At 65.5% G+C, this 14,778-nt stretch carries 14 protein-coding genes and 1 pseudogene; 6 read left to right on the top strand and 9 right to left on the bottom strand.

From position 1 onward, the window contains the following. Positions 1-23: 23 nt before the first annotated feature. A complete protein-coding gene (locus AS156_RS10935; RefSeq protein ID WP_066503619.1) occupies positions 24-668 on the top strand; it encodes a Vgb family protein in 645 nt (214 codons plus the stop codon). Between the two features lie 45 nt (positions 669-713). Here AS156_RS10935 and AS156_RS10930 read toward each other — a convergent pair whose 3' ends face one another. Next, positions 714-1,928, bottom strand: a complete 1,215-nt coding sequence (locus AS156_RS10930) for an MFS transporter (RefSeq protein WP_066503617.1) — start codon at positions 1,926-1,928, stop codon at positions 714-716. A gap of 339 nt (positions 1,929-2,267) precedes the next feature. Between AS156_RS10930 and AS156_RS10925 the strand changes: the two genes are divergently transcribed. Next, entirely contained in the window at positions 2,268-2,831 is a 564-nt protein-coding gene (locus AS156_RS10925; protein ID WP_066503615.1) for an AAA family ATPase, read from the top strand. Positions 2,832-2,839: 8 nt separating this feature from the next. On the opposite strand, the gene AS156_RS10920 is transcribed toward AS156_RS10925, so the two are convergent. Further along, on the bottom strand, positions 2,840-3,472 hold the full coding sequence (locus AS156_RS10920; RefSeq protein ID WP_245312711.1) for a carboxymuconolactone decarboxylase family protein: 633 nt from the start codon (positions 3,470-3,472) through the stop codon (positions 2,840-2,842). A gap of 86 nt (positions 3,473-3,558) precedes the next feature. Next, positions 3,559-5,076: an MFS transporter gene (locus AS156_RS10915; protein ID WP_066503613.1), complete on the bottom strand. Its 1,518-nt coding sequence runs from the start codon at positions 5,074-5,076 to the stop codon at positions 3,559-3,561. A gap of 204 nt (positions 5,077-5,280) precedes the next feature. Between AS156_RS10915 and AS156_RS10910 the strand changes: the two genes are divergently transcribed. After that, positions 5,281-6,195: a LysR family transcriptional regulator gene (locus AS156_RS10910; protein ID WP_066503612.1), complete on the top strand. Its 915-nt coding sequence runs from the start codon at positions 5,281-5,283 to the stop codon at positions 6,193-6,195. Between the two features lie 18 nt (positions 6,196-6,213). On the opposite strand, the gene AS156_RS10905 is transcribed toward AS156_RS10910, so the two are convergent. Next, entirely contained in the window at positions 6,214-7,125 is a 912-nt protein-coding gene (locus AS156_RS10905; protein WP_066503607.1) for a LysR family transcriptional regulator, read from the bottom strand. 123 nt (positions 7,126-7,248) lie between these two features. Between AS156_RS10905 and AS156_RS10900 the strand changes: the two genes are divergently transcribed. Both AS156_RS10900 and AS156_RS10895 read left to right on the top strand, forming a co-directional pair. Continuing rightward, entirely contained in the window at positions 7,249-8,694 is a 1,446-nt protein-coding gene (locus AS156_RS10900) for an MFS transporter (RefSeq protein WP_066503649.1), read from the top strand. 26 nt (positions 8,695-8,720) lie between these two features. Next, positions 8,721-9,230, top strand: a complete 510-nt coding sequence (locus AS156_RS10895) for a DUF1993 domain-containing protein (RefSeq protein WP_066503605.1) — start codon at positions 8,721-8,723, stop codon at positions 9,228-9,230. Positions 9,231-9,232: 2 nt separating this feature from the next. Here the strand turns inward: AS156_RS10895 and AS156_RS10890 are convergent, their stop codons facing one another. From AS156_RS10890 to AS156_RS44205, 4 genes and pseudogenes are all read right to left on the bottom strand, one after another. Continuing rightward, positions 9,233-10,714 carry a M20/M25/M40 family metallo-hydrolase gene (locus tag AS156_RS10890; protein WP_066503603.1) on the bottom strand — a complete coding sequence of 494 codons (1,482 nt, stop codon included), beginning with the start codon at positions 10,712-10,714 and terminating at the stop codon, positions 9,233-9,235. Positions 10,715-10,766: 52 nt separating this feature from the next. Next, positions 10,767-11,945: an MFS transporter gene (locus AS156_RS10885; RefSeq protein ID WP_066503602.1), complete on the bottom strand. Its 1,179-nt coding sequence runs from the start codon at positions 11,943-11,945 to the stop codon at positions 10,767-10,769. Further along, positions 11,942-12,499, bottom strand: a complete 558-nt coding sequence (locus AS156_RS10880; RefSeq protein WP_245312713.1) for a GNAT family N-acetyltransferase — start codon at positions 12,497-12,499, stop codon at positions 11,942-11,944. The genes AS156_RS10885 and AS156_RS10880 overlap by 4 nt, the downstream gene beginning before the upstream one ends. 90 nt (positions 12,500-12,589) lie before the next feature. Beyond that, a pseudogene (locus AS156_RS44205) lies at positions 12,590-12,766 on the bottom strand (DUF1127 domain-containing protein); the annotation flags it as partial. Between the two features lie 61 nt (positions 12,767-12,827). Between AS156_RS44205 and AS156_RS10875 the strand changes: the two are divergent. Then, on the top strand, positions 12,828-13,727 hold the full coding sequence (locus AS156_RS10875; RefSeq protein WP_066503600.1) for a LysR family transcriptional regulator: 900 nt from the start codon (positions 12,828-12,830) through the stop codon (positions 13,725-13,727). Between the two features lie 147 nt (positions 13,728-13,874). Here AS156_RS10875 and AS156_RS10870 read toward each other — a convergent pair whose 3' ends face one another. Further along, a complete protein-coding gene (locus AS156_RS10870; protein WP_066503598.1) occupies positions 13,875-14,663 on the bottom strand; it encodes a DUF899 domain-containing protein in 789 nt (262 codons plus the stop codon). Between the last annotated feature and the right edge of the window lie 115 nt (positions 14,664-14,778).

Raw genomic sequence — 14,778 nt, 5'->3', positions numbered from 1 at the left:
CAATCGAACGACAGGAGTGCAGCATGAAGACGTCACCGGCCCATATCATCAAGGAATACGCTTTCGACGGGGTCGATAGCGTCGGCGGCGTCAGCTTCGACGGCGAGCAGGTCTGGTTCGCTGCGGGCGAGAGGATGATCGCGTTCGACCCCGAGAGCGGCAAGACCACGCGCACCATCGAGGTCGCGGCCCATGCCGGCACCGCCTTCGACGGCAAGCACCTTTATCAGATCTCCGAGGACCGCATCCTGAAGATCGAGCCGAAGAGCGGCCGCGTGGTGTCCACCATCCCCGCCCCGGGCAGCGGCCGCGACTCCGGCCTGGCCTGGGCCGAAGGTACGCTCTGGGTCGGACAATATCGCGACCGCAAGATCCTCCAGATCGATCCGGAGACCGGCGCGATCCTGCGCAGCATCGAAAGCAACCGCTTCGTCACCGGCGTCACCTGGGTCGATGGCGAACTCTGGCATGGCACATGGGAAGATGATGCCAGCGAGGTGAGGCATATCGATCCGCAGACCGGCGAAGTTCTGGAACGGCTCGAGATGCCGCAGGGCGCGCACGTCTCCGGGCTGGAGTCCGATGGCGGCGACCGTTTCTTCTGCGGCGCCGGACACACTAGAAACTCGGTGCGCGCAATCCGGCGGCCGAAGCGAAGCCGGGCATGACGCGCATGGCGTGATCGGCACCTGACCGATCACGCCTCGCACTGTTCAGGCCGGCACGGGAGCAACGCTCCTCGCCGCGGGGAACGGCCTGAAGGTCATCATGATCAGGAAGGCGCCGAGGCCCACCGCCCACGACCCGACATAGAGCCACGTGTAGCTCGCAAAGGTGTCGTAGATCAGGCCGCCGGCGAGCGGTCCCGTGGCCATGCCGAGACTGCCGGCCATCGCGGTGCCGCCGATTACGGTGCCCATCATCCGCAGCGGAAAATTCTCGCGCACCAGCACGGAGTAAAGCGGCATGGTGCCGGCATAGATGAAGCCGAACACGGCCGCGACCGCGTAGAACGCGGCGAGCTCGCGCGCGAAGACGTAGCCGAGTGCCCCGAACGCCTGCGCGAGCAGGCCGAGCACGAGCACGCGCTTGGCGCCGAAGCGGTCACCGAGCAGACCGAAGACGATGCGGCCGCCCATGCCGGCCAGTCCTTCGACGCTATAGATCGTGACCGCGGCGATCATCGGAATGCCGCAGGTGATCGCGTAGCTCACGGTGTGGATGATCGGCCCCGAATGGGTGGCGCAGCAGAAGAAGTTGGTCGCGATCAGGATGATGAATTGCGGCGAGCGCAGCGCCTCAGACCGCGACATCGCGGGCCCGCCATTGTCGGATGCTGCGCCCGCTTGCGGGTTCTGCAGCCCGGGCGGTCGGCGCACCAGAAGCGAAACCGGGATCATGATTGCGCCGACGACGCCGGCCACGATCAGCATCGAGGTGCGCCAGTCGTGAGAGGAGATCAGCCATGCCGCGAACGGCGACATGGTCATCGGCGCCATGCCCATGCCGGCCGACACCAGCGAGACGGCGAGACTGCGATGGGTGTCGAACCAGCCGGTGACGCAGGCCATCATCGGCGCGAAGATCGCAGCGGTCGCGCCGCCGACCAGTGCGCCGAACAGGATCTGAAACGCCAGCAGCGACGGCGCCCGGCTCGCCAACGCCAGGCTCAAGGACAGCACCACCGAGCCGGTGAGCACCACCGGCCGCGGCCCGAACCGGTCCGACAGCGCGCCCCACATCATGCTGGTGAAGGCCATCGCGAGAAAGCCGATCGTCATCGCGCTGGAAATGCCGGTCACCGACCACCCGGTCTCGGCCGCCATCGGCCGCAGGAACACCGGCAGCGAGAACATCCCGCCGATCGCGACACAGCCCAACAGGCCGCCGGCGGCGACGATCACCCAGCGATAGGTCGAATTGCTCATTCCAGATCTCCCAGTGCAGTCGGTTCTGGGTGGAAGACGAACGGCATAGGCCGGAACCGACAGCCCCGTGTCGCCCCGGCTCACTTTTTTGCGAGCATGGCTGGCGGACTATCTGCTCCCTCTCCCCGAATCGATCCAACCAAATGGGCCGCGCCGCTGGGTGAACAGAGTATGTGCCGCCGAGAATTCGTCACCCAGGCAGGCGAATTGTCTCCCCTGGACAAAGACGCTATCTTCCAGGGGTTCGTCGAGATAGCTCCGAGCAAATCCCCAATAGACTGCAAGCAACATCAGGCGACCCGCATCTGCGGCCTGCCTGCGCTTCCCGTTTCACGCTCCATGAAAGGACACCTCTTGGACAATAGCTTCGTTCTGATCACCGGATGTTCAGGCGGCGGGAAGTCGACGCTGCTGGCCCAATTGAGTGCGCGCGGCTATCCGGTTGTTGAGGAGCCTGGCCGTCGCATCATTGCCGAGGAGTTGGCGTCAGGCGGCAGCGCCCTGCCCTGGGTCGATCTGGCGGCGTTTCTCCGCCGCGCCATCGAGATGGCATTGAAGGACAGAGCGACAGCGAACGCCCATTCCGGATGGGTGTTCTTCGACCGCGGCCTGGTGGATGCGGCGTCAGCACTGGAGGCGCTGACCGGAGAGCCGGTGCTGCAATCACTCTGCGCCGAGCATCGTTATCATGGGCGGGTGTTCCTGGCGCCGCCGTGGCCGGAGATCTACGTCACCGATGCGGAGCGACAGCACAGCCTCGAGGCTGCGACCGAGGAGTATCAGCGGTTGATGAAGGCGCTGCCGAAACTCGGCTACGACGTGATCACCCTGCCGAAGACCTCGCCACCGGCCCGCGCTGAATTCGTGCTGTCGATACTCGGCGCCAACATCTCGATCACCTGATCACGCCGTCACTCGGCCGCCTCGCGATGCGGAACGCCGTCCTCCACCTCGAGCTGAAGGATATCGTTGAAACGATTGAAGGCGCCGCACAGCGCAATCCGCCAGGTCAGCTCGACGATCTGCGCCTCGGAAAAGTGCTCGCGAAGGCGATTGAATATCTCGTCGCGCGTCCTGTCCCAGTTGTTGGTGACGGCGATCGCATATTCGACCACGAGCTTGTCGACGTCATCGAGCTCGGGATGGTCCTTGTAATCGAGCAGCCGCTCGGCGCCGGCTTGCGAAACGCCCTGGATCGCGAGCTTCGGCGCATGATGCGAGACGCAATAGTCGCACTTGTTCAGGAGCGATACCGTCACCAGCCCAAGCTCGAGGTGCCGCTTCGACACTACGGCCTCATCGGCCAGGTCGACCAGCAGGGACCACATGTGCTTGAAGATCGGCGGCCGCTGCGCCATCACGCCGGCCTGGTTCTCGAACGCGCCATAGGTCGTCATCTTGTCCCATAGCGGCCTGAGTTCGGCCGGCAGATCATCTCTCGTCTTGGCGGACACACGCGACATCGATTTTACCTCGGATCGGAATTGCACCGGCGCAGCCTGCCCCTGTTCGCCGCCAGCGGCAAGCCGTGCGGATCCTGTCATGCGCGACATGCGCGCAGCGCAGACGCCCGGCGCGAAGAAACGTGCTGTTGGGCGGGCAACGGGCGCCCATCCCTGCATCGGCGATATCATTCCGGGCACTGCACCCGGGGCTGCCGAAGCAGCCGCGCGTTGAAGATCACGAAGCTGATCGCGGCCATGATCCAGACGCCGATCCCGCCATAGAGCATCACCCAGCCAAAACCGCTCGCCAGCGCCTGATGCACGACCGCATCAGTCAGCTCGGGCATGGACACGGCGTTGCCGGCGGCGATTGTCTCGGCGAGCGAGCGCAATTGGGCCGCGTCGAGCACGGGCAGCACTGACCTCAGGTGTGCCAGCACGCCGCTCGCCAGAATGAAGCCCATCAGTGCGATGTTGACCGAGAGCGAGACCATCCGCGCGCTCATGTCGATGCCCGAGGCCATGCCGGCGCGGTCGCTTGAGACCGAGCCTGTCGTCGTATTGGTGACCGGCGTGTTGGTGATGCCAAGACCGATCCCCGCAATCAGGCACCCCGGCAGCATCGTCGACCAATCCGGCCGCACGGCGGCGCTGCCGAACTTCATCAGCATGAAGCCCACCCCGATCGTGAATAGCCCCGCAGGAATGATCAGGCCCGGCTGGTAGCGCAGCGACAGCCGTTCCGCGAACGGCGGCATCACCAATGTCGGCAGCGTGTACGCGAGCAGCGCGAGACCGGCCGACACGCTGTCATAGCCGAGACCGGCGTGAAACCAGATCGGCAGATAGATCATGAAGGGCCAGTAGCTCAGGTTCATCGCGGCCGAGCCGATGATCGAGCCGGAGAAAGCGGGAATCCGGAACACCGAGAAGTCGAACATCGGCCGCCGGGTGACCTTCTCGGCCACCAGGAACGCGATGAAGCTCGCCGCGGAGACGCCGATAATCGCAAGCGCCGCGGGGCTCGCGAAACCAAGATCCGGTCCTTGCGTGATGTAGTAGGCCAGGCAGAACACCGACAGCGACAACGTCACGATGCCGGCGAGATCGAGGCTGCTTGCCTTCGGGTCCTTCGATTCGTGCACGCCGCCGATGGTGAGCACGAGCGCCACGGCCGCGAACAGCACGTGGACCAGGAACACCCATTCCCAGCTCAGCACCGCGGCAACCGCACCGCCGATGATCGGTCCAAATCCAAGCCCGATGCCGAAGATGACGCCCCACCAGCCCCAGGCGACTGCGCGCTGCCGCCCTCCCTGGAACTCATGCGAGAGCACCGCGATCTGACAGATCAGCAGCGCGCCGCCGCTCGCCCCCTGCAGGAAGCGAGCAACGATCAGCGTCACGACATTGTCGGCAACCCCGCACATCAACGACGTCAGGCCGAACGCTGCGATCGCGATGACAAACATGCGCTTGCGGCCAAACCGGTCCGCCAGCGTTCCGACCGCCATCAGTACTGTCGTGACCGCGATCGTGTAGGCGTTCATGATCCACTGCAGCTGCTTGAAGTCGGCGTGCAGCACTTGCTCCAGTGTCGGCAGGATCGAAGGAATGCTTGATATCTCCAGTCCGAACATCAGGCATGACAGACATACGGCTGCTAGGACGACGACGCCTCGACGGCTCAGTTCATTGGGCATGGTTCAGCCTTTCGACATTGCGACGCCAACGCCATAGCCCACGCTGCTGCCAGGGTACTGGCAGCAGCGGCACGCGCGTCGGCACACAATCAATTGAAGCGGCGACGGATTGGCCGTGCGCCGCGTTTGACCTGTCGCAAAGCTAGGCGGCGCTTGAACATCTTGGAATTGGATGACTAGATATTTCAGAGACAACAAACCCGGATGATTGACGTGACCACACTCGATGTCGATGCCGTCAAGGCGTTCGTGACGATTGCCGATCTGCAGAGCTTCACCCGCGCCGCCGACGCGCTCGGCACCACGCAAGGCGCGATCAGCGTCAAGCTGAAGCGGCTGGAAGAGCGGGTCGGCCACAGGCTGGTCGAGCGGACGCCGCGGCTGGTGCGGCTGTCGGCGCAGGGCGCGGTATTCCTCGACTCCGCGCGGGCCTTCCTCGCCGCGCACGACCGCGCCGTCGCCGAACTATCGTCGGCACGCCGCCGCTTCTCGCTCGGGATCGCAACCCATGTCGGCGCGCCCGAGCTTCCCACATTGCTGGCGCGGCTGAACGCGCATGACCCGGCGCTCACCATCGAGGTGCGGCTCGACGATGCCCGCGACCTGCTCGATGCATTCGATCGCGGGATCATCGACGCGGTGATCATCTTCCGGGAGGACGATCGCCGCGACGGCGAGATCCTTGGCCCCGATCATTTCGGCTGGTTCGCCACGCCGGACTTCGTCCATAGCGAAGGCGAGCCGATCCGGCTGGCCGCGTCCTCGCCGTCCTGCGGCATCCTCAACACCGCGACGCGCGCGCTCGACACGGCAGGACTGCCGTGGACCGAAACGTTCCTCGGATGCGGGGCGTTTGCCGTCGCCGAGGCGGTCTCGGCGGGCCTCGCCATCTCGGTCTTCTCACGCCGAGTCGCCCCGTCGGGCACGATCGAGGTGAGCGAGCGGTTCGGCCTTCCCGCCCTGCCCCCGTCAGAGATCGTGTTGCTGTCGACGCTCTCGGATCCGCGATCGCGCGCCGCGCTGAAAATCCTCGCCAGCGCCTTTCGCGAACATCGTGCACCCGCCGGCAACGCCCGTCATCGCACCCGGGAGGTAATGAACGGCATATCCCGCGCCTGATCGGCGAGCGCCCGTGAACTATCGCCGCGCGGTATCGGCGCGCTTCCCCTCGAACAGTGCGCGCTCTGACGCAAGGGCTTTTGCGAGAAAGTCGAGCGTGGCGCGGATGCGGGCGGTGCGCTTGAGGTCGTCATGCGTCAGCAGCCACAGCGCCGATCGGGGCTCGGCCGGCGTCTTCGGCGTGACCCGGCGCAGTCCGGGTGCGAGGTCGCCGACGTAACACGGAAGGAGCGCGAGCCCCAGCCCGGCAACCGCCGCATCGCGTAGCGCAGGAAGTGCGTCGACGCGGCAGGTGATGCGCGCCGCGCGCAAATTCTCCCGCAGCCAGCCTGCGATCACGGTCCCCGCGAGCGCATCGTCCAGCCCGATCCAGTCATGCGCCGACAGGTCCTTGTCGTTGCGCCGGCCGAAATAGGCGCGCGATCCGTAGATGGCGTGCGCGATATCAGCGACGCGTCGCCCCACCAGCAGTTCCGGCGGCGCCGGCGTCGGGCGAATGGCGATCTCGGCCTCGCGACGCGTCAGGTTCGCCATCGTATTCGAAATGGTGATCTCGGGTTCGATCTCCGAATAGGCGGCGCGCAACCCAGGCAAATGCCGCATCAGGATCGCACCGAGCGTGTCGGTCGTCGTGATCCGCACAGGGCCCGATGGCCTGAGATCCTGCCCGGCGAGCTTGCGTTCGAGTGCGAGCACCTCGTCCTCGAGACGGGCCGCGGATGCGGCCGCTATCTCGCCCGCCGGGGTCGGCGCATAGCCGTCGCGGTAACGTTCGAACAGGCGCGTTCCGATCGCAGCCTCGATCGCGCCGAGGCGCCGAAATACCGTCGAGTGCGTGACGCCCAGCCGGCGCGCGGCTCCCGAAAGGCTGCCCTCGCGCGTGACCGCCAGGACGAGGCGAAGATCATTCCAGTCGAGCGCGCTGCGCATTTTTGCAAACTCATTTGGCGATACTGAATAATACCATATCGCAGATGGACAGGCCATCTTCCCCTCCATGGTTCGATCGACCCGCTGCGGCGCGCCGGGACGTCGACGATGCAGAGGAGTTGGATGGTGACAAGCGAAACTGCCGAAACGCTGCGCTTCGACCACACCGGTCATGCGATGGGAGATCCGCGGCGCTGGCTGGCGCTGCCCATCCTGCTCACCGGCGCCTTCCTGCCGATCCTCGACTTCAACGTCGTCAACCTCGCATTGCCAGCCATTCGCCGGGATCTCGGCGCAACCGCGAGCGAGGTCCAGTTCGTCATCTCGGCCTATGCCGCGGCCTACGCGGTGTTCCTGATCACGGGCGGCCGGCTCGGCGATCTCTTCGGGCGCCGGCGCATGTTCTTGACCGGAGTGGCCGGCTTCACGATCGCCTCCGTGCTGTGCGGCATTGCATGGTCACCTACCGTCCTGGTCGCCGGGCGGATCCTCCAAGGCCTCACAGCGACCGTGATGGCGCCGCAAGTGCTCGCCTCGATCCGCGTGCTGTTTCCGGCGGCCGAGCAAGGCCGCGCCCTCGGCTACTACGGCGCGACCTTTGGCCTTGCCAATATCTGCGGCCAGGTGCTTGGCGGCGTTCTGGTGTCGGCCCATCCGTTCGGATTGGCCTGGCAGGCGATCTTTCTCATCAACGTGCCGATCGGCCTGATTGCCTTCATCGGCGGGCTGCTGTTCCTGACGGATTCGCGCGCGGAGCACGCGCAGCGGATCGACATCGGCGGCGTGATCCTGCTGTCGCTGACGCTCGGCCTGCTGGTCTATCCGCTCATCCAGGGCCGCGAAACCGGATGGCCGGTGTGGATCATCGCGATGCTGCTGGCCTCGCCGCTCATGCTCACGATCTTCGCCCGCTTCGAAGCGCGCCTCTCTGCCCGGGGCGGCGATCCGCTGGTCGCGCTGCACCTGCTGCGCAACAGCGACTTCGTGATCGGGCTGGTGATGGCGCTGGCCTTCTACATGCTGTCGTCCTTCTACCTGACCTTCGCCGTCTATCTGCAGAACGGCCTGCACGAATCTCCGTTGGCCGCCGGGCTCGCCACACTGCCCTTCGCCATCGGCTTCTTTCTCGCCTCGCTGGTGTCGGCCTACGTCATGCAGTGGCTCGGCGTCCGCACCCTGACGCTAGGCTTCGCCCTGCAGGTGATCGGCTTCGGTGTCGTGATGCTCGCCATCAGCGGCATGCTGCCGCCACAGAGCCTGACGATCGGCCTGGTGTGCGCCGGTCTCGGTTTCGGTACCGTGATGCCCTCCGTCATCAAGGCCGTCATCGGCAGCATCGACCCGCGCCACGCCGGGCTGGCATCGGGGATGATGATCTCGACCTTCCAGATCGGCGCGGCGCTCGGTGTCGCAATCATCGGCGGCATCTTCTTTGGCCTGCTCGGGCCGCATCCCGACGCCGACGATTATGCGTACACCTTCACGATCGCGCTCGGCTGCAACGTCGCCCTGCTCGCACTCGGCGGCTGGCTGTCACTGTGGCTGCCCCGCGAACAGGCCGCGTCTTGAAATCCGATGACATATGGAGAAAGCCGATGACCGGCCCCCTCTACGCGCCCTCCGTGCCGGTGTTTCGGCAGATGCTCGATGCGCTTTCCGATATCCTGCGCAAAGGTGAGGCCCATGCCCGCGAACACGGCCTCGATCCCGACGCAATGCTCGCAGCGCGCCTCGCGCCGGACATGCTGACGCTGGCCGGGCAGGTTCAGCGCGCGAGCGATCACGCCAAGGGCGCGACGGCACGGCTTGCCGGCTACGACCCGCCGCCCTTCGCCGACGACGAGCGCACCCTTGCGGAAGCCCACGCGCGATTATCGAGGACACGCGACTACATTGACACCGTGCCCATCGAGGCATTCGAGCACGCGGCAGAGCGTATCATCACTCTACCGTCCGGCGCATCACAAATGCCGGCAGGGCGCTACCTCTACGGCTTCGCGCTGCCAAGCCTCTTCTTTCACGTCGTCACCGCCTACGCCATCCTGCGGCACCGCGGCGTTCCGCTCGGCAAACGCGACTATCTCGGCAACTACCTTCCGGATTGACCTTACTTCTTCGCGACCTCGAGCACCGTGTTGTAGATCCACTCCGAGCCCTGTTTGATGGCCTCGACGCCGATCCGCTCGTCGTTGCCATGCATCCGGCTCAGGATGTCGTCGTCGAGCGGATAGGGATAGATGCCGTAGACCGGCACGTTGCGCTCGCGCCACGCGGTGGCGTCGGTACCAGCCTCGAACATCGTGGGCACGAGCACCGCGTCCTTCCAGATCTGCTTCGCGTTGCGGTTGAGCGCATCGTAGAGTGCGGTATTGACCGGCGACGCCGGGATGTTGGTGCGCATCAGATAATTGTCCCTGGCCTGCGCCTGCGACGCCGGGGTGACGATGCTGACCTCGATGTCGGGATCGTCGATCACGCGCTTGATCTCCGCGATCATCTGATCGGTCGTCGTTCCCGGCAGCAGCCGCGTGTTGACGACCGCCTTGGCATCGCCGGGGATCACATTGGGCTTGATGCCGGCGTCGATCATGGTGATCACCGTGGTGTCGCGCAGCAACGCGTGCAGCAGGAGGCTGTCCTTGGGATTGTCGGCCACCAGCTTCTTGCCCGCCGCTTCGAGATCGTCCTGCCCCTTCGCGCTCAGGAGCTGCTTGATATCAGATGCCGTCTGCTCGGAGGTAATCGGGATGAGCGCCTTGAAATAGGCTTCGGTCGCCGGTACGAGCTTGACCATCGGATCATACGCTGCGAGCTTTGCCAGCGCCGCGATCAGGCGCGTGTTGGCCATCTCGCCGGGCGGGAACGGGCGCGAGGAATGGCCCGAGTGACCGGCGGCCTTCAGCGCGAAGGTGACGGAGAGTTTCTCCGCCGTGGTGATGTTGATCTGCCGCACCGAGCCGTCACGCTGCTGCAGGACATAGCCGCCCTCGTTCAGCGCGAACTCCGCATCGATCTTGTCCCAGTGGTTCTTCGCCAACCACACCGTGCTGTACTGCCCCTGCTCTTCATCGGCCTCGGCCAGGAAGATCACGTCGCGAGCCAGCGGAGTCTTCTCTTCCGCGAGCCGCATCACTGCGCTTGCGAACACCGCGAGCCCGCCCTTGAAGTCCATCGCGCCGCGCCCGTAGATAAGGCCGTCTTTCTCGATGCCGGCGAACGGCTCGACGGTCCACTTCTCCCGCTCGACCGGGACGACGTCGGCATGCGCCGCCAGCAGGACCGGCTTCTTGGAGCCGTCGCCGCGCAGCCGCGCGATGAAATGCGCGGCCTTGCCGTTCGGCGCGACGAAGATGTCGACCTCGGCGCCGAGCGGCGCGAATTGCGATTTCAGATATTCGGCGAGCGCCCGCGTGTCGCCCGGCGCGTTCGAGGTGTCGAAGGCGATGAGCTTCTTGAGCAGGGCGACGGTTCGGTCGCCCGGCGATAGCGAAGGCGTGGCGGATTCGGCTGACGCGTATCCGGTTCCGGCGGTCAGCAAGCCTGCAGCAAGCAACAGCGCTGCGAGACGGCCCTTGATCGGCGACGCCATGTTTTTTCCTCCCATGCTTTTGTTTTTGAAGCAGTATCGTTCGGCGCGGATCTCAAGATGGTCTCGGAAACAGCAGCTTCAGCATGATCGCCGCCAGCAGCGTCATCAAGGCTAGGCCGATGGAGAGATATAGCGCGCCGGCATTGCCCACCCGGTCGATGACCATCGCATAGATCAGCGGCGCGGCCGCGGGCAGGATGAAGCTCGGAACGATCAGCCGGCCGACAATTGTCCCGTAGCTGCGATGATCGAACAGGATGAGCGGCAGCGTCCCCCTGGTGATGGTCAGGATGCCGTTGCAGGCGCCGTACAGTAACGCGAAGGCGATCCCCATCTCCTTCGACGTCCCGCTGAACAATCCGGCGATGAAGGAGAGCGGCATGACCAGGCAGGCCAGCAGGTTGAGCACGACCGGATCCATGCGCCCGCCGAACAGAACTTCGCAAAGACGGGCCGCGGACTGACCGATCCCCCGCAATGTCGCGATCCACACGGCAACCGTGGCGGTGAGCCCAAGCCCGGTCAGAACAGCAATCATGTGCGCCGACATGCCGGCGTTCAGAAAGTTCGCACCCGTCGTAGTCACCGCATAGAGCCCGCCCCCGACCACCACCTGGCGGGGATTGGATGCAAGCGGTTTCCTCGGCGCCGTCGCATCGGAGCTCGACGGGCCGGCGTAGCGCCGGTTCGGGGTCATGAGCGAGAGCGGAATCGTCAGAAGCGCGAAGCCTGCATAGACGAGCAGCGCGATCCGCCAGCCGAAATTTTCCGAGAGGATGTGTCCGAGCGGCCAGAACACGGTCGCTGCCAATCCACCGAGCAGCGTGATCCCGGACATAGCCCGGCGCGCGTCCGGTCCGCCGATCCGGGCCAGCGCCGCGAAAGCGGCGTCATACAGCGTCAGCCGCATCCCGAGGCCGAGCACGATCCACGCTGCGAAATACGTCCCGACCTCGTGCGCGCCGGCGAGGCCCGTGCATCCGACCGCGTTCACGATCGCGCCCGCGACCATGACGTCGCGACCGCCGCGACGATCCACCAATCTGCCGACAAGCGGCGACATCAGCCCCATCACCAGTAGCGCGACGGCAAAGCCGCCGTAGACGATGTCGCGGCTCCAGCCGAGGTCGGCGCCGATCTGCTCGCCAAAGCCTCCGATCAAATAGTAGGTAGCGCCCCAGGAGATCAGTTGACCAAGTCCGAGGGCGACCACGACCCGGCGTGCGATCACCGCGAGGTCTCCTTGAGGTCGGACGGCAGTGCGCCATCGCCGCGACCGAGCGATCGCTGCATCAGCACGGTGTCGACCCATTGCCCGAGCTTGAAGCCGACTGATCTCAGCGTCCCGACCATCTCGAAGCCCATGCGGCGATGCAGTGCGATCGAACCGGCGTTGCCGCTGTTGCCGATCACGGCGACCATCTGCCGCCAGGGCCCCGCCTCCGACCGTTCGATCAGCGCCTTGAGCAGCGTGGCGCCGATGCGGCGGCCGCGCAGGGTTTCCGACACATAGACCGAGTCCTCGATGGTGTGGCGGTAGGCCGGCCGCGGGCGATACGCTGTCGCGTAGGAGTAGCCGGCCACGCATCCGTCGACATCGGCCACGAGATACGGCAACCCGGCAGTGAGCACCGCGTCCCGGCGCCTCAGCATCTCGTCGAGCGTCGGCGGCACTTCCTCGAAGGTCGCCAGTCCGTTCAGCACGTGGTGTGCGTAGATGCGCTGCACTTCCGCCATGTCGACCTCCGTCGCATCGCGGATCACTGTGTCCTTGACGTCGCTCATCCTTCCTCTCTCGTCTGGCGCCGTCATGCCTGTGCTGCGGCGGCGCGTCGGCGCATATTGCAGGCTCCACCGACTCATCTCAACGTCGCTCCGCGACAGCCCGACATCGGCCAGCAGGCGATCGTCCAGTTCGCGCAGGGCCTGCCAGCAGCGGATGCGCGGATGCGGCGAGGCCACAAGATAGCGCCCCAGCTCAACGAAGACACCGCCGATGGCCGGACAATGCCTGCTCCCATTCCGGACAACGCTGTCTTGTTGCCCGAACATGCGTCCTGGCACTATATAAGGGAAGCTTTGACGGCTTATGCAAAGCATAAGAGATGCTTTGATGAAGAACCTCAACCTCGACTATCTCGAGAGCTTCCGGGTCGTGATCGAGAGCGGCAGCTTCTCGGCGGCGGGCGAACGGCTGCAGCTCACCCAGCCCGCGGTGAGCCTGCAGGTGCGTCAGCTCGAACGGAGCCTGAATGCGACTTTGATCGAGCGTGTGGGGCGAAAGGCCCGTCCGACGGCGGCCGGGGTCGCATTGCTGGCGCACGCAGAACAGATCAGCGCGGCCGTCACATCGGCCGTCGACGCCGTCGCACAGCAGACGACCGGCACCGCGGGACGCGTGCGGCTCGGAACCGGCGCGACCGCATGCATCTTCCTGCTGCCGCCGATCCTGAGGGAACTGCGGGCTGCGCTGCCGGGCCTCGAGCTCACGGTCACCACGGGAAACACGCCAGAGATCGCCAAGGCGGTCGAAGACAACACGATCGATATCGGGCTCGTCACGCTGCCGGTGTCGGGGCGCAGTTTCGAGATCACGCCGGTGCTGAACGATGAGTTCGTCCTGATCGCCCCGCCCGATATGCCGCTTCCGGCGCGGATCACGCCGGCGGTGCTGGCGACGAGGCCGATCGTGCTGTTCGAGCCCGGCGGCAACACGCGGCGCACCGCCGACGAATGGCTGGCGCGCGGCGGCGTCTCGCTGAAGCCGTTGATGTCGCTCGGCAGCGTCGAAGCGATCAAGGAGATGGTGCGCGCCGGCCTCGGCTGCGCCATCCTGCCAGGCATGGCCGTCTCGGCGAAAGCGAAGCCGCGGGATCTGGCCGTCCGCTCGCTATCGCCAAAGCTGTACCGCCGGCTCGCCGTGGTGATCCGCCGCGACAAACGCCTCGATCGCGGACTGCGACAGACCCTGTCCGCGCTGAAGGCGATCGCGGCACAGGACGACGATCGATAGGGAGGACGCGATCGCGCCCTCCTGCCCGGCTCCTAAACCGGGATGAATTTTGGTTGGATCGACTCGCCAAGGTTTCGGATCACCTCTCCCCGCCGGGGAGAGGTGATCCTTCGACGCCCCTCCAGCTCAACCTAATCTCATCGCGCTTTAGAGCGCCTTGCGTTCTTCCTCGGCGATCTTGCGGAACGCGGCTTCGCCGGCGTCGGTGACCGCAGCCCATTTCGCGTTCGGCGCGGCCTCGGCCTCGTAATTGTCGTGCCAGTTCCACCATTTGTAGGTCGGGCCCTGCGGATATCCTTGCGGCGAGTCCTCCCAGACCTCCTGCCGGCCGAGCGGCGTGATGTCGAGATAGCTCCACACCGTCCCCATCGCCTCGTCGCCGCGGCTGTTGACGAAATAGGTGCGGAAAATCCGGTCACCGTCGCGGAAGAACACGTTGTGGCCGTGCCATTCAGCCACGCCGAAATCCGCGTCGAAGCTATCCGTGATCGTGTACCACGGCATCTCCCAGCCCATCCGCGCCTTCAGCCGCGCGATGTCGGCCTGCGGCGCGCGCGAGGCATAGACCAGCGTGGTGTCGCGCTGGTTCAAATGCGAGAGATGGCCGACCTGGTCAGCGCCGAGCGAGCAGCCGCGGCAGGCGTGGTCCGGCCAGCCGAACACGCCGGGCTCGAAGAAGGCACGGTAGACGACGAGCTGCCGCCGGCCCTCGAACAGATCGAGCAGGCTCATCTTGCCCTTCGGCCCCTCGAAGACATACGCCTTCTCGACGGCCATCCACGGCATCCGCCGCCGCTCTGCGGCCAGCGCATCGCGCGCCCGCACCTGCGCCTTCTCCTTCGCCAGCATCTGCAGCCGCGCAGCCTCCCAGGCTTCTTGCGACACGACGGGTGGCGTCTGCATGGCGGCGCGACCGTTTTCGGATGATTTGCTCATGGTGCTTTACCTCCTGAAGGGACGAACGCCGGGGACGGAACGCTGTTCCCCGTCTCTCGTCATGGTTCGTGCACGTAGTCTGGCGCGGCGGCGGCGGACGATGGGAGTGACAAGT

It is taken from the genome of Bradyrhizobium macuxiense, assembly GCF_001542415.1.
Lineage (GTDB): Bacteria > Pseudomonadota > Alphaproteobacteria > Rhizobiales > Xanthobacteraceae > Bradyrhizobium > Bradyrhizobium macuxiense.
This window is presented reverse-complemented; position numbering and strand designations above follow the sequence as displayed.